Source organism: Alsobacter sp. R-9 (assembly GCF_054612375.1).
The window spans coordinates 192,378-212,552 of sequence record NZ_JBTSWJ010000006.1 but is presented as its reverse complement, the minus strand read 5'-3'; the positions used below and the strand labels follow the sequence as shown (position 1 = coordinate 212,552).

Genomic DNA, 20,175 nt, shown 5'->3' with positions numbered 1-20,175 from the left:
CGAAGTGCCACCATGGCGGCCCGACCCCCGGAGGCCCGACCATGCTCGATCACATCGGCTTTCCCGTCGCCGACTACCAGCGCTCGCGCGACTTCTACATCGCGGTGCTGAAGCCGCTCGGCTACGGGCTCGTGATGGAGGTGGGCCCCGACGACGGTGCGGACGGCTGGCACGCCGGCTTTGGCCGCCCCGGCCGCCCGCAGTTCTGGATCAACGCCGGCGAGCCCATCCAGGGACGCCTGCATGTCGCCTTCATGGCGGCGGACCAGGAGCAGGTGGATCACTTCTACTTCGCGGCCATGGCCGCCGGAGCCTTCGACAACGGCGCCCCGGGGCTGCGGCCGCACTACCACCCCCACTATTACGGCGCCTTCGTCATCGACCCGGACGGCCACAACGTCGAGGCCGTCTGCCACGACCCGCCGCGCTGATCGGTTCCGTTCCCAAGATACCGTTCGCTCCGTGCCTCCGCTGCCGCCATCGGCGGCGCGCTGCAGGGGCACGCACGGTTCGCGCTGTGTGCGTTATCGCACATCATCCGGCTTGAACGAGGCGCATGATGTTTTCCAGACGACGCGGGGATCACGCCGTGAGCCCGGACGTTGTCGGTACAAGGGTCGAAAATGACCCGCCAGGGAGCGTACGATGCCTCACCTCGATGCCTCGGCACTCGAGACCGACCCGGAAGGCATGGCGCTGTTGCGCGCCGCCATCCGCCCCCAGCCGGAGGGGGAGAGCTTCACGCTGGTTCTTGAACAGCCGCGCCCCCGCGCGAGCCTCGTGCGCGACGCCCTTCAGAGGGTTCGCCTCCACGTCGAGCCGCGAATCTGCCGTCTCGTGCGGCTCCCCGCCGCCCTCGCCTGAAGCCGGCAACCTTCGAACGTTGGCCGGGGCGCGCGTCGTTAAGCGCCCTCAGGCTCCCGCGCTTGACGCCGCGACCGCGATGCGGGCCGCCAGCCGCGCGTTGTTGCGCACCAGCGCGATGTTGGCGGCGAGGCTTCGCCCTCCCGTCAACGCCACGATCCGCCCCAGCAGGAACGGCGTGACCGCCTTTCCGGTGATGCCCTGAGCCGCCGCCTCGCGCAGCGCCGTCTCGATGACCGCGCCGATCTCGGCCGCGGGAATCTCGTGTTCTGCCGGAATGGGGTTGGCGATCAGCGCCCCGCCGGGCAGTCCCAGCCTCCACTTCGCGTTCAGGACCGCAGCGATCTCGGCCGGCGTGTCGAGCCGCAGCGGCGCGCGGAGCCCGCTGTCTCGCGAGTAGAAGGCCGGGAACACGTCCGTCCCTACGCCGATCACCGGAACGCCGGCCGTTTCCAGCGCCTCCAGCGTGACCGGAAGATCGAGGATCGCCTTTGCGCCGGCGGAGACGACCGCGACGCCGGTGCGGCCGAGCTCGGTGATGTCGGCCGAAATGTCGAAGGTCTCCTGCACGCCCCGGTGGACGCCGCCGATGCCGCCCGTGGCGAAAATGCGGATGCCGGCCATCGCGGCGATGCGCATGGTCGCCGCCACGGTGGTGGCTCCGTCGCGCCGCAGCGCCACCGCGAAGGGGATGTCGTGGGTGCTGAGCTTCAGCATCTGCGGCCCGTTTCGGGCGAGCCGCTCCAGCGCCGCGTCGTCGAGGCCGACCGCGAGCCGTCCGCCGAGCACGGCGATGGTCGCCGGCTCCGCGCCTTCCTCGCGCACGATGGCCTCCACCTCCCGCGCCGTCTCGAGATTGGCCGGCCAGTCCATGCCGTGCGCGACGATGGTCGATTCAAGCGCGACCACGGGCCTGCCCGCTGCGAGCGCCCCGGCGACGGCGGGTGAGACCAGGAGCTCGTCGGGTGCGCGGTTCATCGGCTGATCCTTTCGGCGGCGATGCAGCCGCCTTCGCTTGACGGACCGCGGATGCCTGTGGTCTCAGCGCCGCGACGGGCCGCCGCGGCGGCCGAGGCAAGCGGGGTTCCCGTGCTCATCGACGTGACCTCCAGGCGGGTCGATCTTGATCCGCGCGACCCTGGCTTCGTGCAGGATCCGTACGCCGCGTACCACGAGATCCGGGCGCAGGCACCCGTGTTCTTCTGGGAGCAGTACGGCTTCTGGTGCGCGGCGGGCCATGACCTCGTCTCCGCCGCCCTGCGCGACAGGCGCCTCGGCCGCCAGATCCTGCACGTCGCGACCCGCGAGGAACTGGGCTGGCCGGAGCCCGCGCCGCATCTTGCGCCGTTCGACGCGATCGAGCGGCATTCGCTGCTGGAACTGGAGCCGCCCGCGCATACACGGCTGCGCACGCTGGTGAACCGGGCGTTCGTTTCCCGGCAGGTGGAGCGGCTGCGCCCGCGCATCGGGGCACTCGCGGAGAGGCTTGTCGACGGCTTCGTCGGCGACGGCGAGGCGGACCTGCTGAAGGCGTTCTGCACGCCCATTCCCGTCATCACCGTCGCCGAGCTCATCGGCGTCGATCCGGCCATGGCGCCGCAACTGCTCGCATGGTCCCACGACATGGTGGCCATGTACCAGTTCCGGCGGGACCGGGAGGTGGAGGATCGGGCGGCGGCGGCCAGCGCAGCGTTCGCCGCTTTCCTGACGGACGAACTGGAAAATCGCAGGAGAAGGCCGCGGGAAGACCTACTCTCCCACCTCGCCGCCGCGAGTGCGGGGTCGGACCGGCTCTCACCGGACGAGACCGTCTCGACCTGCATCCTCCTGCTGAACGCCGGGCACGAGGCGACGGTGCATGCGTTCTCCAACGGCCTTGCCTCGGTCCTCTCGGCGGGATTTTCGCTGGGAGAGATCCTGTCCACCCCGGAAAGGGCCGAGACTGCGGTGGAGGAGATGCTGCGGCACGACGCGCCGCTGCACCTGTTCACCCGCTACGCGCTGGAGCCGGTGGAGCTTCCCGGCGGAGTTGTGCTGCGGAAGGGGGATCGGCTGGGGCTGCTGCTGGGCGCCGCGAACCGCGACCCCGCCCGCTTCCCCGATCCGGACCGGTTCGATCCGCTGCGCGAGGGGAATGCCCACGTCTCCTTCGGCGCCGGCATCCACTTCTGCCTCGGCGCGCCGCTGGCCCGCCTGGAGCTCGACGCGGCCCTGCCCGTGCTGGCGAAGCGCCTGAAGAACCTGCGTTTTGCGGAGCCGCCCCGCTACCGGGACAGCTACCACTTCCACGGCCTCGAAGAGCTGCGCCTCGCCTGGGACCGCTGACGCGGACGGTCAGCGGCCGTCGAAGTCCTCGACCCGCCCGACCCTCGGGCGTTCGGTGCGGCGCAGTTCGGCGCCGGTTTTCTCGACCTTGCGGAACACCCTGAGGAAGTTGCGGGAGGCGAGGCCGGCGAGGGCGTCGTCGCTCCAACCGCGCCGGATCAGCGCGGCGAAAAGGTGCGGAAAGCGACCGACATGCTCCAGCCCGTGCGGAGTCCGGCCGCCGAAGAAGTCCGACCCAATGCCGATGTGCGCCAATCCCGCCTTATCCGCGAGATATTCCACGTGCTCCACGAACTGATCCAGCGTCGCCAGCGGGAGAGAACCGGCCTGTTCCAGCAGCGCCTTCTCTTCCTCCGGTTGCAGATCCCGGGCCTTGCCCCACGGGTCGCAGAAGGGCCGGTACCAGTCGCGCATCTTCTGGTTGATGAACGCGGGCACGAACGTGGCCATGACGATTCCGCCGTTGCCGCGGACGCGTGCAAGCACGTCGTCCGGCACGTTGCGCGGGTGGTCGCAGAGGGCGTACGCATTACTATGTGAGAACACGACCGGCGCGCGGGTGATGTCGAGCACCTGGCGCATCACATCGTGGGACACGTGGGCCAGGTCCACGATCATCCCGAGCCGGTTCAGTTCGAGCACGACTTCACGACCGAAGGTTGAAAGACCGCCGCTGCGCGGGGCATCGGTTGCGCTATCGACCCAGTCCAACGTCTCGTTGTGGCAGAGCGTCATCAGCCGCGCGCCGGCGGCGTGCCAGACGCGCAGCGGGCCGAGGCTGTTCTCGAGCCCGACGCCGCCCTCGACGGCGATGAAGGACGCGATCTTCCCCATCCGCTTCGCGCGCGCCACGTCGGCGGCGCGGCGGGCCGGCAGGAAGGTGTCGGGATGGCCCTCCGTCAGCCGGATGATGACGTCGATCAGCTCCAGCGCCGTTCGGCCGGGGTGGTCGCTCAGGGTGGGCAGGAAGGCCGCCCACCACTGCGCCGCGACGCGCCCCTCCCGCAGGCGCGGCAGGTCGGTGTCGTGCTCCTGGTGGACGCGCGAGGGGTCCCAGGCGGCGACGTCGCCCTTCGCCTGCGGGTCCGAGTGGATGACCCACGGCAGGTCGTTGTGCCCGTCGACCAGCGGGACGCGGTCCAGCAGGTCGAGCGCGTGGGCGAGAGCGGGGTCACGGGCGGGGGTGCGGGCCGGCTTCGGCATGGGGCGCTCTGGGCTGTGGCGGATGGGAAGAGGAGACGGCGTCAGAGGGGCGGGACGGGCAGCGGATCGCGCCAGCCCCAGCGGGAGGCGAGGGCGAGGCAGTCGGCGGCGGGCTCGATGGACCCCACGGTCGACAGCGCCCGCAGGCTCGCCGCCGCCACGGCATGTCCGAGCGCCAGCGCCTCGCCGATGGGCACGCCGTCGTGGAGGGCCAGCAGGACCCCGGCGGCGAAGGCGTCGCCCGCCCCGTTGGTGCCGGCCACCGCGTCGGGCGGCACCGCGACCGAGGGCTGGACGGCGACGGTCCCGTCGCGCAGCGCCGCGACGGCGCCGCGCGGGAAGTGGACGACCACGGCTTCCATCGCCCCGGCCTCCATCACGCGCCTTGCGGCGTGGCAGCAGGCCGCGACGTCGGTGACCGCGCCTTCCACCGTGGCGATGCCCGCGACGGCGCCGATCTCGGCGTCGTTGACGACGAGCAGGTCGAGGTACGGCAGCAGCGGCTGGCCGGCGGCGGCGATCCGCTCGGGGGCCAGCGTCACCAGCTCGGCATTGGTGCGCAGTCCCGCAGCCCGGGCGCGGCGCAGGACGGTGACCCAGCCGCTCGGATCGCTGCCGTCGGGCCGGTCCAGACGCTCGTGCACGCCCGGCATGCCGAGGTGCAGCCAGCGCGCGGTGCTCGCCGCGACGTCGATGTCGTCGGGCCCCATCACCGCGTTGGTGCCGGGGCGCAGGAAGAAGGTGCGCCGCCCCGTCGAGGCGTCACTCATCACCTCGGTGTAGGACGTCGGTGCCGTCGCGGTGGTGGCGATGCCGGACACGTCGACGCCATGGGCGGCCAGCGTGTCGATGAGGAAGCGGCCGTCCGGGTCGGCGCCGACGAGACTGCGGACCGAGACGGGGAAGCCGGCGCCGAGCTTCGTGAGGTCGACGGCCATGTTGAAGGATGAGGCGCCGCCCTGGTTCTCCTCGGAGAGGATCTCGGCGAGCCCCTCCTGCGCGGGCCAGGCGGCGATCCGCTTGACCCGGTCGACGGTGAGCGCGCCTGCGCAGACGACGCCGCGGCGCATGGTCAGCCCGCCTTCAGCACCGGGTCGGTGATGACGATGTCCCGCTCCAGCGGCAGCGTCGGCCTGAGGCCGAGGCGGCCGAGCTCGGCGTGGTACGCCTTCACCGCCTCCTCCGCCGTCACCTCGCGGGCCACGACGCGGCGCATCAGCCCGACGAGGGCGACGGGCGCCTCGGCGAGGTTGATCTTGCGGCCGAACAGCGCGACCCGCGCCCCGTGCCGCTCGGCCTGTCCGACGAGTTCGAAGGTGTCGCGCGTGGTGCCCTTGGCGCCGCCGAGGATGCCGACGATGACCCTGGCCGGGTCGTAGGCGGCGAGTTCCTCCATCGCGCGCGGGCCGTTGTACTGCATCTTCAGGAACAGCGGCTGCTCGGCAGAGACGACGCCGGCCAGCGCGCGAATGATGCAGTCGTTGACATAGTCCCCGAGCCCGTCGTCGGCGATGCCGATGTCGATGGCCGGGTTGAACACCTCCAGGAAGTGCCGCATGCCGAGCGCCAGCGCCTCGGCGCGGAACGCCCGGTAGGCCTCGAGGCTCTCCAGATCCCGCGCCTGGTCGTTCATGAAGGTGACGGAGTAGAGCCCGAGGTCGGCGAAGGGCGCCACCAGCGGGATCGACGCCGTGCGGAAGGGGCGCGACGGGCTCGCCTTGTAGGCGCCGTGGCGCTGCGACCAGATGTCGGTGGTGTCGTTGAGCCGTACGGCCGGCGTGACCGGATGACCGGCGAAAAGGCCCTCGCCGGCCAGCGTCTCGGCGGTCGAGGCCGACATCAGCATGATGTCCACGAGCCCGCTGCGCGTCATGTCGCGCATGGCGTCGAGATAGTCCGCCTTCGTCTTCACGCCGTCGCCGGGCCTCGGCCCGGGCGCCGGAAGGCCGAAGCCCATGTCGCCGTCCTTGGCGTCGGCGATGATGAAGTCGTGGGCGGTGTAGCGGCCGGCGCGGATGCGCTCCAGCTTCGCGTCGAGGCTCTTCATGGCGATCCCGGTCACGCAGGCGGAAAGGGGCGGCGGGACCCTAGCAGCGATTCCGTGCCGCAGGAACGGGGCGGAGGGGCGCCTGGCCGCACGGGGCGGGAGGCATGGCGGAGCCGCCCCTCATCCGCCCCTCCGGGGCACCTTCTCCCCGCAAGCGGGGCGAAGGGGGCGCACGACCGTTGCGCCGGGGCGGAGGGGGCCGGCTTGTGCGACGGGGCGAAGGGGCGGGAGGTGGCCGACGGGCGAGCAGATGCCGGGCTTGCCCGGCATCTGCTCCGACGGATGCGGGAGCGGGCAGGGGATCCGGCCGACGGTTGTTCGACGCGTGCCGGGACGGGCCGATCGATCCTCTTTCCCGCGCCTCCGGCGCGCCGGGAATGACGGGGCATGGAGAGCGGCGCGGTCAGCCGCCCGCGCCGGCAGGGGGCTGTGACGACTGGTTCCGTCGCGGCGGCGGGCGGTTCGCGCAGGCATCGCGATGATGGGCTCTTGACGCCGGATCGGTCCTGAACGATCATCCAAAACGTTTCGGATCGCAGGGAGGGCGCGGTTTGTCGTCGTTGAAGACGCTCGCTCAATCACTGGGGCTGTCGATCACGACGGTGTCGCGGGCGCTCGACAACTATTCCGACGTGTCGGAAGCGACGCGGGCGCGGGTGCGGGCGGCGGCCGAGGCGGCGGGCTACCGGCCCAACGCCGCCGCACGACGCCTGCGCAAGGGCTCGACCGAGATGGTCACCATGGTCCTGCCGACGGAGCCCGGCCAGTTCAACGAACCCCTCTACATCGAGCTCCTCGCCGCGCTGGGGAAGCGTCTCGCGAAGGACGGCTACGACCTCACACTCCTGGCCTCGCCGCCCGGAACCGAGGAGATCAAGACCTACCGGCGCCTCGTCGAAGGACGGCGGACGGACGGCCTCATCGTGGTTCGTACCCGCCGCGACGATGCGCGCATCCGCTGGCTGCTCGATGCCGGATTTCCGTTCGTCGCGATGGGCCGCACGGAGGTGCCGGGCGCCATTCCCTTCGTCGACGGCGACGGCGAGGCCGGCTTCCGCGAGGCCACGCGGCGTCTGGTGGCGCTGGGCCACCGGCGCATCGCCCTGCTGGGCGCGCCGGCCGCCTTCACCTTCGCGACGCTGCGCCGCGCCGGCTATCTCGCCGCCATGGCGGAGGCCGGCCTCGCGCCGCGCGACATCGAGGTGGCGGCGGACGAGGAGGGGGGACACGAGGGCGCGACCCGGCTGCTGACCGCGCCTGACCGCCCGACGGCGCTGCTCTGCGCCACCGACCGCATCGCCTACGGCGCCCTGAGGGCGGCGCGGCGGTTGGGGCTGGCGGTGCCGGCGGACCTTTCGGTCGTGGGGCACGACAACCTGCCGGCGTCCGCCTTCAGCGATCCGCCTCTCACCACGATGGAACTGCCGATCGCCGAGACGGGCGACCTGCTGGCCGAGACGCTTCTGGCCCGGATCGCCGGGGAGGACGTGCGCGGCCTGCAGCGTGTGTGCCCGGTGCGGTTCGTCGAGCGGCAGTCGATGGGACCACCGCCGCCCTGACGGGCCGGCAACGCCGCCGCGCACCGGCCGCGGCGGCGACGGAACGAGACGCCGGACCATTCGCGACAAACCGGAGGAAACCAGCATGACCGACCGCTTCCCAGTCCCCCGCCGCGCCGCCCTTGGCGTCCTCGGCGCCGCCGTCGCCTCGGCCGCCCTCGCGGCGGGCGCCACGACCGCCTTGGCCCAGCAGGACCTCGTCTTCCTCTCGACGCAGCTGCGCCCGATCGAGGAGGCGCAGAAGGTGCGCGAGATGATCCTCAAGGGTGCGCCCAAGACGACCTACGTGGTCGACGAGCCGGCGCCCTTCACGGTGCGCATGAAGGCGGAGCAGGAGGCCGGCAAGCGCACGGTGAGCGTCGTCGGCGCGCTGCACGGCGAACTGCAGCCGCTGGTGCCGATGGGCGCGCTCGACGCCATCGACGACGTGGCCGCCAAGGTCGCGAGCCGCGGCATCCCGGCCGGCCTGATGGAGCTCGGCAAGCTCGGCACCGGCAAGCAGATGTACATCCCCTGGATGCAGGCCACCTACGTGATGGTGGTGAAGAAGGACGCGCTGCCCTTCCTGCCCGCGGGCGCCGACGTCAACGCGCTGACCTACGAGCAGCTCGCGGCGTGGGGCAAGGCGATCCAGGAGAAGACCGGCCAGCGCCGCATCGGCTTCCCGGCCGGCCCGAAGGGCCTGATGGCGCGCTTCCTCCAGGGCAACCTCTGGCCCTCCTACACGGGCTCGATGGTGACGGAATTCCGCTCCGCCGAGGCCGAGAAGATGTGGGGCGACTTCAAGGCCGTGTGGGCCAGCGTCAACCCCAACTCGACCAACTACGACTTCATGCAGGAACCGCTCATGGCGGGCGAGGTGTGGATCGCGTGGGACCACGTGGCCCGCGTGAAGGACGCGCTGCAGGCTGCTCCGGGCGACTTCCAGGTCGTGGCGCCGCCGGCCGGGCCGAAGGGCCGCGCCTACATGCCGGTGATCGCCGGCCTCGGCATCGCCAAGGGCGCGCCCGACCGCGCCGGGGCGGCTGCGCTCATCGAGCACCTGTCGAAGCCGGAGACGCAGGTCATCACGGCCCGCGAGGTCGGCTTCTTCCCGGTGGTCAACGCCACGCTCCCGGCCGACCTGCCGGCCGGCGTGAAGCTGCTGTCGGAGGGCGTCGCCAAGACACAGTCGGCGAAGGACGCGCTCGTCGCGCTGCTGCCGATCGGCCTCGGCGACAAGGGCGGCGAGTTCAACAAGGTCTACTTCGACACGTTCCAGCGGATCGTGCTGCGCAACGAACCGGTGCGCGCGACGCTCGACGCGCAGGCCGGCGTGCTGCGCGACATCATGACCGCGAGCAAGGCGCCGTGCTGGGCCCCGGACAAGGCCAGCGACGGTCCCTGCCCGGTGAAGTGAGGCGGTCGTAGCCTCTCCTCCGGCGGGCGCCTGCGCGCCGGAGGGCCGGCCGCCGTCGGCCCGGTCTCCGGCCGGGATCGCGCACCTGCTCACCCATGGCGAGGGGCCCGCGCAGCGGGCGTCCCGAACCACGCAGATTGCCGTTCGAAGCCGCGCTTCGCACGACGATCCTGCGCTCTTCGGGATGGTGAGGGGGGGAGTGCGGGCCGGATGACCAAGGCCGTGCCGGGGTTGTGGCAGGCAGGACGGACCGCGCCCGCGGGCGCAGCGTCCGGAACGATCGGGAGGGCTCGGGATGACGCATTCGCGATGGCTGCCCTATGCGCTGATCGCGCCGGCGATGGTGTTCCTCGCCGCCTTCTTCGTCGTGCCGCTGGTGCAGACGATCGCCCTGTCGTTCCAGGGCGACGCCGGCACCGGGCTCGGCAACTACGCCAAGATGGTCGGCGACCTGAACTTCGGCACCGCGATCCGCAACACGTTCCTGCTGGTGATCGTCGTGATCCCGCTGCAGGTGGCGCTGGCGCTGGCCATGGGGCTGATGCTGCAGAAGATGAGCGTCGGCCGCGACGTGGTGCTGTGGATCTGGACGATCCCGCTCGGCGTCTCGGACCTCGCAGCCGGCCTCGTCTGGCTCGCGATCCTGCAGAACACCGGCTATCTCAACAGCGTGCTCTTCGCGCTGGGGCTGGTCCCAGGCCCGACGGCCTGGCTCAACAGCGAGACGCCGCTGACGCTCTTCGCCGCCGTGGTGGCGGCCGAGGTGTGGCGCGCCACCGCCATCGTGCTGGTGATCCTCGTGGGCGGGCTGCAGCTCATCCCGAAGGAGTTCGGCGAAGCGGCGGAGATCTTCGGCGCGAAGCCGTGGACGCGCTTCACGCGGATCACGCTGCCGCTGCTGAAGCCGAGCCTGCAGTCGGCGCTGATCCTGCGCACGGTGCTCGCCTTCGAGGTCTTCGCCGTCGTCTACGCGCTCGGCGGGCGCAACTTCCCGGTGCTGGTGGGCGAGGCCTATGTCTGGCAGCGCGAGAACCAGAACTACGGCGTGGCCGCCGCCTACGCGGTCCTCGTGATGGTCATCTCGCTCGCCGCCACCGTGTTCTGGCTGAGGGCGCTCAGGACCAGGCCGGAGGCGCAGACATGACCGGGTCGCGGCGGTTCCTCTTCGTCACCGGCGTACTGGCGCTGTGCGCCTGGATCCTGGTGCCCATCTACCTCATTGCACTTGGCGCGTTCGGCGGGCGCCCTGCGGCCTTCCGCTGGCCGAAGGACTGGCTGCCGTGGAACGCCTCGCTCGACGCGATGATGCTGTTCCTGCGCATCGAGGGCGTGTGGAACGCGGCGATCAACTCCGTCATCGCGGCCGGGCTGACGATGCTGTTCTCCATCGCGCTCGGGGCGCCGGCGGGCTACGCGCTGGCGCGCTTCCAGTTCCGCGGCGCCAACGCCTTCCGGCTGATGGTGCTGCTGACGCGCGCCTTCCCGCTGGCGATCCTCGCGCTGCCGCTGACGGTGATCTTCATCCGGCTCGGCCTCTACGACACGCCGTTCGGCGTCTCGCTGGTGCACACGGCGCTGGCGCTGCCCTTCGCAGCGCTTGTGACGGCGAGCCTCTTCGTCGGCATCCCGCGCGAGCTGGAGGAGGCGGCGTGGGTGTTCGGCTGCACGCGCTTCCAGGCGTTCCGGAAGGTCGTGCTGCCGCTCGCCCTGCCGGGCATCGCCGCGGCGGCGATCTTCGCCTTCGTCATCTCGTGGAACGAGGTCTTCGCCGCCTCGGTGCTGACGGTGCGCGAGCGGACGCTGACGGCCTACCTGCTGACGGTGCTCAGCGAGAGCCCGCTGCACTACCGGTTCGCCGGCGGCTTCATCCTGATCGTGCCGTCGGTGCTCTTCATCTTCGCGGTGCGCAAGTACCTGTTCGCCATGTGGGGCGTCTCGAGCAAGTGAGGGAACGGCCATGGCCGGAATCGTCATCGACCGGATCGCCAAGAGCTTCGGCGCCACCACGGCGCTGAAGGAGGTGTCGCTCGAGATCGCCGACGGGGAGTTCGTCGCCCTGCTCGGCCCCTCGGGCTGCGGCAAGACCACCCTGCTGCGCATCATGGCGGGGCTGGAGACCCGTTCGTCGGGGCGGGTCCTCATCGGCGGGCGCGACGTCAGCGACCTGAAGCCGCGCGAGCGGGGGCTCGCGATGGTGTTCCAGAACTACGCCGTCTTCCCGCACATGACGGTCTACGACAACGTCGCCTTCGGCCTCGCCATGCAGGGCAAGCCGAAGGACGTGATCGACCGGCAGGTGAAGAAGGCGGCGGCGCTGCTGCACATCGAGCCCTACCTGGAGCGCTACCCGGCGAAGCTCTCCGGCGGCCAGCGCCAGCGCGTGGCGGTGGCGCGCGCGCTGGCCGTGGAGCCGGCGGTGCTGCTGATGGACGAGCCGCTGTCGAACCTTGACGCGCTCCTGCGTCTCGAGATGCGGGCGGAGCTCAAGAGCGTGCTGCGCGAGGCGGGGACGACGACGGTGTACGTCACCCACGACCAGACCGAGGCGATGGGCCTCGCCGACCGGATCGCGGTAATGTACGGCGGGCGCATCGTGCAGATCGCGCCGCCGACGCAGGTCTATTCGCGGCCGGCGACGACCTTCGTGGGCGGCTTCGTCGGCTCGCCGCCGATGAACTTCATCCCGGTGGAGGCGAAGGGCGGGGCGGTTCAGCTCGGCGGTCAGGCGCTGACGGCGCCGCGCGAGGGTGCCGCCGTGCTCGGCTTCCGCGGCGAGGACGTGACGCTGGTCGGCACCGGCGAGGGCCTGCCGATGACCGTGCGGGTCGCCGAACCCATGGGCTCTCACCTGCTGCTGACGGGGCGCATCGGCGAGGCGCTGGTGCGCGTCGTGGCCCCGCCGGCCGCCAAGGTCGCGGCGGGCGACGCCGTCGGCCTTCGACTCGACCCCACCCGCGTGGTCTACATGGACCCCGCCACCGGAGACGCGCTGGACCACGCCGCATGATGACGCCCGACGATCTCGACCGCCTCGCGAGGGACATCCTCGTCCGCAACGACCGCGGCGGCTACACCGTGCCCAACGAGAAGGTCTACCCGTTCCAGTGGAACTGGGACTCGGCCTTCGTCGCCATGGGCTTCGCCACCTACGACGTCGACCGGGCCTGGCAGGAGCTCGAGACGCTGTTCCTCGGCCAGTGGGACGACGGCATGGTGCCGTCGATCGTGTTCCACCGCCCGGCCGACAACTACTACCCGGGCCCGCCCGCGTGGGGCACGACGCACGAGCCGCCGACGACCGGGATCTCGCAGCCGCCCGTGGCGGCCACCGCCGCGCGCGTGGTGCTGGCGGCCGAGGACACGCCGGCCTCCCGGCGCCGGTGCGCCGCGCTGTTTCCGAAGCTCTTCGCCTCGCACCGGTGGTGGCACGAGGTGCGCGACCCCGACGGCACCGGGCTCGTCACCGTGACCCACCCGTGGGAAACGGGGCGCGACAACTCGCCCGAGTGGGACGCGCCGCTGGCGGCCGTCACCCCGACCGTCGACGTCGCGGCGCTGCGCAAGGACAAGACGCACGTCGCCGCCGCCGAGCGGCCGACGGACGACTTCTACAACCGCGTGATGACGCTGGTGCAGGAGGCGCGGGCGCTCGACTGGGACGGCAAGGCGGTGGCGCGGACGCTGTCGCTGCGCGTCTGCGACATCGGCGTCCAGTCCATTCTCGTGCGTGCCGACCACGACCTCCTGTGGCTGGCGCGGACGCTCGGCTTTACGGCAGAGGCGGTCCAGCTCGAGGCCTGGATCGATCGCTCGACGAAGGCCTTCGATCGGCTGCGCGCCCCGGACGGGACGTGGCGCTCGTTGGACCTGCGCACCGGGGCGCTGGCGCCGACCGCCTCGTCGGGCTCGTTCCTGGCGCTCTACGCCCATGTCGGCGGGCGGGAGGGGGCGGACCGCATGGCGGCCGTGCTCGACGGGTGGGCCTCGTCCATTACCTACGCCGTGCCGAGCAGCGACCCCGGCGCGCCGACCTACGACCCCTGCCGCTACTGGCGCGGGCCGGTGTGGCTCGTCGTCAACCGCATGATCTGCGACGGCTTCGCCCGGGCCGGCCGGGAGGACGTCGCCGCGCGAATCGCCGAGCAGTCGCGGGCGCTGGTGCTGCGGCACGGCCTCGCGGAGTACTTCGACCCGCGCACCGGCGAGGGCCTCGGCGGGCGCGACTTCACGTGGAGCGCGGCCATGTGGCTCGCCTGGCTCGCCGGCCGGGGATCGAGGCCGCTGCTGACCTGACGCTGCGGCGGGCCACCCCTGCACGGATCGCGCCCGCTCCGCGTTGAGCGCCGGCGCGGCGCCCCCTATGCTTGGGCCGAAGCCGGGACCACGCCCGGCACAGGGGGGCCGTCATGCTCGTCCGTTCGCTTGCCGCCGCCGCGGCGCTCGCCCTGCTCGCCGGCCCGGCCGCCGCCCAGCAGCAGATCGTCCTGTCCGCCTTCGGCATCAGCCAGGACCTGCTGCGCAAGCACCTCTACACGCCCTTCGAGAAGGAGTGCGGCTGCAAGGTGGTGGTCGAGGTCGGCAACAACACCGACCGCCTCGCCAAGATGGAGGCGCGCAAGGACAACCCCAACGTCGACGTGGCCGTGTTCACCGAGACGGCGGCACTGGAGGCGGCGCGCAAGGGGCTGATCGAGCCCATCGACACCAAGGCGCTGGCCAACTTCGCGAAGATCTATCCTTTCGCGCAGGACCCCATCGGCGGCAACATGGGTGTCGCCTACACCTTCTACTCGACGAGCATCGTCTACCGGACCGACAAGATTCCGGCCGTGAAGAGCTGGAAGGACCTGCTCCGGCCGGAACTCAAGTCCCGCGTGTCGCTGCCGGCGATCAACACGTCGCAGGCGCCCCTCATGCTGATGATGCTGGAGATGGCACTGAAGGGGCAGTCGCCCTTCTTCGGCACCGCCATCGACGCCATCGCGGCGTCCAAGGACGGCATCGTCACCTTCTACGGAACCGGCTCGCAGCTCGTGCAGCTGTTCCAGCAGGAGGAGATCTGGGCGGCGCCGGTGGGCCGCTTCTCCTGGGGCAACCTGAAGAAGCTCGGCCTGCCGCTCGGCTGGGCGCAGCCGGAGGAGGGGCTCACCGGCGGCGTCAACGTGATGGTCGTCGTGAAGGGCACCAAGCAGCGCGAGCTGGTGCACAAGTTCATGGACTTCTGGCTCTCCGCGCCGGTCCAGACGGCGCTCGCCAAGGATCTCGTCGACAGCCCGGTCAACAAGGACGTGAAGCTCGACGCCGAGACGCGCGACCTGATGTCGGATGCGGGCGACATCGCCGGCTCGCTGAAGCTGCTCGCGCCGGACGTGGCGCTGGCGCAGCGCGACGCGTGGCTCGCCCAGTGGAACGCCAAGGTCGCCAAGTGACGGTCGGTGCGGCGCCGGGGGCCGGGGGCTGATGGACCGGTCGGCGCGCACGGGCCTTCTGCTCACGCAGCCGGCCATCGTGCTGGTGGCCGGCGTCTTCGTCGCGCCGGTGCTGATCTTCTTCGGCCGCAGCGTCGAGACGCCGACCGGCTACGGGCTCGCGAACTTCGTCGCGTTCTTCGGCGACCCGCTGAACCAGACGGTCTTCCTGCGGACGCTGCGGCTCGCGCTGCTCGTCACGGCCATCTGCGCCGCCATCGGCTATGCCACGGCCTTCGCCATCATCGCCATGGGACCGCGCTGGCGCGGCAGCCTCGTGGGCCTCGTGGTGCTGCCGCTGATGATCTCGCCCGTGGCGCGGACCTACGCGTGGATCGTCGTGCTGGGGCGCACCGGGCTCGTCAACAAGGCGGTGGTCGGCCTCGGCCTGTCGCCCGAGCCGCTGCGCATTCTCTTCACCGAGACGGCGGTGGCGATCGGCCTCGTCCAGCTGTTCCTACCGCTGATGATCCTGTCGCTCCTCTCCTCGCTGGAGAACCTGCCGCGCGACGTGGTGCCGGCGGCGCGCACGCTCGGCGCGGGGTGGGGCACCGTGTTCCTCAAGGTCGTGCTACCGCTGACGCGCGAGGGGCTGGTGATCGGCGGCACGCTCGTCTTCACCGGCGCCGCGACCGCCTACATCACCCCCGCCGTGCTCGGCGGCTCCAAGGTGCTGATGCTGGAGACGCTGCTGGTGCAGCGGGTCAACGTCGCCAACGACATGGTGAGCGCGGCGGTGATCGCGGTGATCCTCGTCGTCACGACGCTCGCCGTGCACGGCCTGCTGAAGCGTCTCGGCGGAGGGAGGACCTGATGCGCAGCGCCTCCTTCGCCGTCCTGGGGCTGGTGCTCCTGTTCCTCATCGGGCCCTTCGTCGTCATCCTGCTCGCGGGTCTCAGCGCCGGCGAGACGCTGGCCTTCCCGCCGCAGGGCCTGTCGCTCCGCTGGTTCGCGGCGGTGCTCGAATCGGACTCGCTCTGGGACGCCTTCGTTCTGAGCCTGTGGCTCGCCATCGGCTCGACGGTGCTGGCGCTGGCCGTCGGCGTCCCGGCAGCCTATGCGCTCGCCCGCCATCGGCTGCGCTACGGCGAGGCGGCGCGGGCGCTGCTGACGTCGCCGGCCATCGTGCCGGGGCTCGTCGTGGGCCTCGCGCTGCTGCGCTACTTCGTGGTGCCGCTGGACGTCCCGGTCATCACGGCCCTCGTTCTCGCGCACACGGCGCTGCTCGTGCCCTACGCGGTGAGGGTGGTGGGGGCGAGCCTCGCCAACCTCGGCGTCGACATCGAGGAGGCGGCCGTGACTCTCGGCGCCTCGCGCTGGCGCAGCTTCGTCCTCGTGGTGATGCCGAACATCCGCTCGGGCCTGCTTGCGGCGTTCATCCTCGGCGTGGTGACGTCGTTCAACCAGCTGCCCGTCTCGCTGTTCCTCACGGGGCCGGGCGTGGCGACGCTGCCGGTCGAGATGATGGTCGCCATGGACTACACCTACGACCCGTCGCTGGCGGCGCTGTCGTCGCTGCTGGCGCTGCTCTCGGTCGCCGTCGTCTTCGCCGCCGAGCGCACGCTCGGCCTGTCGCGGCACATGTGAGGCGGGCATGGCCGAGGCGCTCCTCTCCCTCTCCGGCATTCGCGTCGATTTCGGCGGCGAGCGGCCTGCCGTCGACGGCCTCGACCTCGACGTGGCGCGGGGCGAGATCGTCTCGCTGCTCGGCCCGTCGGGCTGCGGAAAGACGACCACCATGCGCGTCGTCGCGGGGCTCGCGACGCCGCAGGCGGGGAGGGTCCGGCTGGCGGGGCGGGACATCACGCAGGAGCCGCCCAACAAGCGCGGCGTGGGGCTCGTCTTCCAGTCCTACGCGCTCTTCCCGCATCTCTCGGTGTTCGACAACGTGGCCTTCGGCCTGCGGTTGCGCCGGCAGGCGGCGGACGCGGTGGCGAGCAGGGTCGCCGCGATGCTGGCGATGGTCGGCCTGACGGGGCTCGAGGGCCGGCTGCCGCGCGAGCTCTCCGGCGGCCAGCAGCAGCGCGTGGCGCTGGCCCGCGCGGTGGCCATCGCGCCGGACCTGCTGCTGCTCGACGAGCCGCTCTCCAACCTCGACGCCCGCCTGCGGCTCGACATGCGCGCCGAGCTCGCCCGCATCCAGCGCGAGAGCGGAGTGACCATGCTCTACGTCACGCACGACCAGGCCGAGGCGCTGGCGCTGTCGACGCGCATCGCCGTGATGTCGCAGGGGCGCATCGAGCAGCTGGGGCCGCCCGAGGCGGTCTACGCGGCGCCGGCAACGGCGTTCGTCGCGCGGTTCATGGGCTTCGAGACGATCCTCGCGGTGCGGGACGGCGTGCTGGCGGGGCCGACGGCGGCGCTCGGGCCCGCGCCCGCCACCGCCGCGAAGGCCCTCGCCTGGCGGCCCGCGCAGGTGCGGCTGGGGCAGGGGCCGTATTCCGGGCGGGTGCTCGCGGCGTCATTCCAGGGCGAGACGGTCGAATACCTGCTCGACACCGCCGCCGGCCCGGTGAAGGCGGAGGCGCCGGCCTCCGCGCCGCGCTGGCGCGACGGCGAGACGCTCGCCTTCGACCTCCCGCTCGACGCGGCCGCGCCGCTGCCTTCGGTGTAGGATGGCGCGAAGATGAGAGTCTTCATCGACACCGACTGCGGCTTCGACGACATGGCGGCGATCGCCATGGTGGCGGCGCAGCCGGCCTTCGACATCGTGGGGCTGGGGCTCGTCGCCGGCAACGCGCCGCTGCCGACGGTGATCGACAACGCTGCCCGCATGGCTGCCTTCTTCGGATGGACCATGCCGCAGCACGCCGGCCGGGACCGGCCGTTGCTCGGGCCGCTGGTGACCGCGCAGGACGTGCTGGGGGAGGATGCGCTCAAGAGCGCGGGCCGCACCTTGCCGCCGGCGCCCGCGCGGCTCTCCGGCCTGTCCGCGCACGAGGCCCTGTCGCGGGCGGCGGAGGGCGGGTCGCTCGACGTGCTGGCGCTCGGGCCGCTGACCAACGTGGCCGTTGCGCTGCTCGCCGACCGTGCACTCGCCGGCCGGCTCGGCCGCGTCATCTGGATGGGCGGCAGCGCGGGTGCCGGCAACCACACGGCCGCGGCCGAGTTCAACGCGGCGGTCGATCCCGAGGCGGTGCAGGTCGTGATCGAGAGCGGGGTCCGGCTCACGATGGTGGGGCTCGACGCCTGCCGCACGGTGCCCGTGACCCTGGACGACGTGGCCCGCTGCCGTTCGTTCGGCGGCGAAAGGGCCGAGACGCTGGCGGATCTGCTCGAGGGCTACGTGCGCATCGCGCAGGGACGGCCCATGGCGCTCTACGATCCCGTGGCGGCGGCGGCGCTGGTGGCGCCGGACCTCGTCGAGGTGGCGCCGGCGCATGTCCGGGCCGAGTGTGCCGGCGCGGCGACACGCGGAATGACCGTGTGCGAGTTCCGCGCGCGCAAGGCGGAGCCGAACGCGCTGGTGGCGCGGCGCGCCGAGGCCGCGCGCGTGATCGACCTGATGCTGGACGCCTTCGCGTCGGCGAGCCGAGGGAGCCTGTCATGACCGAGGAGGACATCCTTCCGCTGCGCCGCCGCGCCGTCGACGCGGCCATGGGGCGCGCGCCGTTCGACGTGCTGATCACCGGCGGCACGGTCGTCGACGTGGCGACCTGCGAGCTGCGCGACGCGGACGTGGGGCTTGTCGGTCCCATCGTCGCGAGCGTCCATCCGCGCGGCGCCCGCGGCGACGCCCGCCGGATGCTGGACGCGTCGGGCGGCTTCGTGGCGCCGGGGCTGATCGACGCTCACATGCACGTCGAGAGCTCGATGATGACGCCGCGCGGCTATGCGCGCACCGTGGTGCCGCAGGGCACCACCACGGTGGTGTGGGACCCGCACGAGTTCGCGAACGTGCTGGGGCTCGGCGGCGTCGGCTACGCCATAGAGGCGAGCCGCGACCTGCCGCTGCGAATGCTGGTGCTGGCCCCGTCCTGCGTGCCGTCGGCGCCGGGGCTCGAGCGATCGGGCGCGAGCTTCGGCGGCGACGAGATGGCCGCCATGCTCGCCATGCCCGAGGTGGTCGGCGTGGCCGAGGTGATGGACATGCGCGGCGTGCTCTCCGGCTCGCCCCGCATGGCCGCCATCGTCGGGGCGGGGCTCGCCAGCGGCAAGCTCGTCTGCGGCCATGCGCGCGGGCTCGCGGGGGCCGAGATCGAGGGCTACCTCGCGGCCGGGGTGGCCTCCGACCACGAGATCGTCTCGGCGGACGACCTCCTCGCCAAGCTGCGGGCGGGGCTCACGGTCGAGTTGCGCGGCAGCCATGACTACCTGCTGCCCGACTGCGTCGCGGCGCTGAAATCCCTCCCGCTGATCCCGCAGACGCTGACGCTGTGCACCGACGACGTCTTCCCCGACGACCTCGTCGAGCGCGGAGGCATGATCGACCTCGTGCGGCGGCTCGTGCGCTACGGGCTCGACCCCGTCCAGGCGATCCGCGCCGCGACATTGAACGCGGCAATGCGCCTTCGTTTGCCCGACCTCGGGCTCGTCGCGGCCGGCCGGACGGCGGACCTCATCGTGCTCGACGACCTTGCTGATTTCGGCGTGCGGCATGTCGTGGTCGCCGGCGAGCCGGTGGCCATGCGCGGGCGGCTGCTGCAGCCGCTGCGGCCCGACGCCGTTCCCCCGCCCACACACACCATGAAGCTTGGGCCCCTCTCGACGGCCGACTTCATGCTGACCGTGCCGTTCACGCCGGACGGTCCGATCGCACTGAACGCCATCCGCGGTGCCCGCTTCACAGCGTGGTCGCGGCTGGAAACCACGCTGGAGCGCGGGGTCGTCGCCTTGCCCGACGGGGTGTCGGTGATGGCGATGGTGCATCGCCACGGGCTCGCCGACCCGCAGCCGAAGCTGGCTCCGGTGGAGGACTGGGGCCATTTCCGCGGCGCATTCGCCACCACCGTCTCGCACGACAGCCACAACCTATGCGTGTTTGGTCGCGACCCGCGGGACATGGCGGCGGCTGCCAATGCGCTGATCGAGTGCGGCGGCGGGATGGCCGTCGCGAAGGACGGCCGGGTCACCGCGCTGCTTCCGCTCCCCGTCGCGGGGCTCGTCGCGGACGACGATCCCGAGGCGATCGCCGAGGGCTTCAAGGCCGTGAAGGCTGCCGCCGATGCCGTGGCCGAATGGCAGCCGCCCTATCGCGTCTTCAAGGCCTTCGTCGGCGCGAGCCTGGCCTGCAATGCCGGGCCGCACCTGACGGATGTGGGTCTCACCGACGGCGGCTCGCGCGAGATCCGGCCGCTCGTGATCGCCTGA

19 protein-coding genes are annotated in these 20,175 nt (G+C 71.9%); 15 read left to right on the top strand and 4 right to left on the bottom strand.

The annotated features are described in order from the left end of the window. The first annotated feature begins 41 nt into the window (after positions 1 to 41). Both ACX9GQ_RS12065 and ACX9GQ_RS12060 read left to right on the top strand, forming a co-directional pair. Positions 42 to 431, top strand: a complete 390-nt coding sequence (locus ACX9GQ_RS12065) for a VOC family protein (RefSeq protein WP_459629789.1) — start codon at positions 42 to 44, stop codon at positions 429 to 431. Between the two features lie 214 nt (positions 432 to 645). Then, positions 646 to 864 carry a hypothetical protein gene (locus tag ACX9GQ_RS12060; protein WP_459629788.1) on the top strand — a complete coding sequence of 73 codons (219 nt, stop codon included), beginning with the start codon at positions 646 to 648 and terminating at the stop codon, positions 862 to 864. A 48-nt stretch (positions 865 to 912) separates the two neighbouring features. Here the strand turns inward: ACX9GQ_RS12060 and ACX9GQ_RS12055 are convergent, their stop codons facing one another. Then, positions 913 to 1,842 (bottom strand): pseudouridine-5'-phosphate glycosidase, encoded by a 930-nt coding sequence (locus ACX9GQ_RS12055; RefSeq protein ID WP_459629787.1) that lies wholly within the window; start codon positions 1,840 to 1,842, stop codon positions 913 to 915. A gap of 51 nt (positions 1,843 to 1,893) precedes the next feature. On the opposite strand from ACX9GQ_RS12055, the gene ACX9GQ_RS12050 reads away from it, so the two are divergent. Beyond that, complete coding sequence (locus ACX9GQ_RS12050) at positions 1,894 to 3,189, top strand: cytochrome P450 (protein WP_459629786.1); 1,296 nt, start codon at positions 1,894 to 1,896, stop codon at positions 3,187 to 3,189. 9 nt (positions 3,190 to 3,198) lie between these two features. Here the strand turns inward: ACX9GQ_RS12050 and ACX9GQ_RS12045 are convergent, their stop codons facing one another. Genes ACX9GQ_RS12045 through ACX9GQ_RS12035 form a run of 3 tightly spaced genes read right to left on the bottom strand, consistent with a single transcriptional unit; the run spans position 3,199 to position 6,439 of the window. Then, complete coding sequence (locus tag ACX9GQ_RS12045) at positions 3,199 to 4,392, bottom strand: dipeptidase (RefSeq protein WP_459629785.1); 1,194 nt, start codon at positions 4,390 to 4,392, stop codon at positions 3,199 to 3,201. 41 nt (positions 4,393 to 4,433) lie between these two features. Continuing rightward, positions 4,434 to 5,462 (bottom strand): carbohydrate kinase family protein, encoded by a 1,029-nt coding sequence (locus ACX9GQ_RS12040; RefSeq protein WP_459629784.1) that lies wholly within the window; start codon positions 5,460 to 5,462, stop codon positions 4,434 to 4,436. 2 nt (positions 5,463 to 5,464) lie between these two features. Beyond that, the gene (locus ACX9GQ_RS12035) at positions 5,465 to 6,439 is read right to left on the bottom strand and encodes a hypothetical protein (RefSeq protein WP_459629783.1); all 975 of its coding nucleotides are present in this window, start codon (positions 6,437 to 6,439) and stop codon (positions 5,465 to 5,467) included. Between the two features lie 551 nt (positions 6,440 to 6,990). Here ACX9GQ_RS12035 and ACX9GQ_RS12030 point away from each other — a divergent pair. From ACX9GQ_RS12030 to ACX9GQ_RS11975, 12 genes are all read left to right on the top strand, one after another. Further along, positions 6,991 to 7,998 (top strand): substrate-binding domain-containing protein, encoded by a 1,008-nt coding sequence (locus ACX9GQ_RS12030; protein WP_459629782.1) that lies wholly within the window; start codon positions 6,991 to 6,993, stop codon positions 7,996 to 7,998. A gap of 85 nt (positions 7,999 to 8,083) precedes the next feature. Next, positions 8,084 to 9,397 (top strand): ABC transporter substrate-binding protein, encoded by a 1,314-nt coding sequence (locus tag ACX9GQ_RS12025; RefSeq protein ID WP_459629781.1) that lies wholly within the window; start codon positions 8,084 to 8,086, stop codon positions 9,395 to 9,397. Between the two features lie 295 nt (positions 9,398 to 9,692). Continuing rightward, complete coding sequence (locus tag ACX9GQ_RS12020; protein ID WP_459629780.1) at positions 9,693 to 10,541, top strand: carbohydrate ABC transporter permease; 849 nt, start codon at positions 9,693 to 9,695, stop codon at positions 10,539 to 10,541. Then, on the top strand, positions 10,538 to 11,344 hold the full coding sequence (locus ACX9GQ_RS12015) for a carbohydrate ABC transporter permease (RefSeq protein WP_459629779.1): 807 nt from the start codon (positions 10,538 to 10,540) through the stop codon (positions 11,342 to 11,344). Before ACX9GQ_RS12020 ends, ACX9GQ_RS12015 begins: the two co-directional genes overlap by 4 nt. A 10-nt stretch (positions 11,345 to 11,354) precedes the next feature. Beyond that, complete coding sequence (locus tag ACX9GQ_RS12010; protein WP_459629778.1) at positions 11,355 to 12,404, top strand: ABC transporter ATP-binding protein; 1,050 nt, start codon at positions 11,355 to 11,357, stop codon at positions 12,402 to 12,404. Beyond that, entirely contained in the window at positions 12,401 to 13,690 is a 1,290-nt protein-coding gene (locus tag ACX9GQ_RS12005; protein WP_459629777.1) for an MGH1-like glycoside hydrolase domain-containing protein, read from the top strand. The genes ACX9GQ_RS12010 and ACX9GQ_RS12005 overlap by 4 nt, the downstream gene beginning before the upstream one ends. Positions 13,691 to 13,803: 113 nt before the next feature. Beyond that, on the top strand, positions 13,804 to 14,826 hold the full coding sequence (locus ACX9GQ_RS12000; RefSeq protein WP_459629776.1) for an ABC transporter substrate-binding protein: 1,023 nt from the start codon (positions 13,804 to 13,806) through the stop codon (positions 14,824 to 14,826). 31 nt (positions 14,827 to 14,857) lie between these two features. Continuing rightward, complete coding sequence (locus tag ACX9GQ_RS11995) at positions 14,858 to 15,679, top strand: ABC transporter permease (protein WP_459629775.1); 822 nt, start codon at positions 14,858 to 14,860, stop codon at positions 15,677 to 15,679. Next, positions 15,679 to 16,452 carry an ABC transporter permease gene (locus tag ACX9GQ_RS11990; RefSeq protein WP_459629774.1) on the top strand — a complete coding sequence of 258 codons (774 nt, stop codon included), beginning with the start codon at positions 15,679 to 15,681 and terminating at the stop codon, positions 16,450 to 16,452. The genes ACX9GQ_RS11995 and ACX9GQ_RS11990 overlap by 1 nt, the downstream gene beginning before the upstream one ends. Positions 16,453 to 16,459: 7 nt before the next feature. Continuing rightward, entirely contained in the window at positions 16,460 to 17,479 is a 1,020-nt protein-coding gene (locus ACX9GQ_RS11985) for an ABC transporter ATP-binding protein (RefSeq protein WP_459629773.1), read from the top strand. Positions 17,480 to 17,491: 12 nt separating this feature from the next. Beyond that, entirely contained in the window at positions 17,492 to 18,415 is a 924-nt protein-coding gene (locus tag ACX9GQ_RS11980; RefSeq protein ID WP_459629772.1) for a nucleoside hydrolase, read from the top strand. Beyond that, positions 18,412 to 20,175 (top strand): adenine deaminase, encoded by a 1,764-nt coding sequence (locus tag ACX9GQ_RS11975; protein ID WP_459629771.1) that lies wholly within the window; start codon positions 18,412 to 18,414, stop codon positions 20,173 to 20,175. The genes ACX9GQ_RS11980 and ACX9GQ_RS11975 overlap by 4 nt, the downstream gene beginning before the upstream one ends.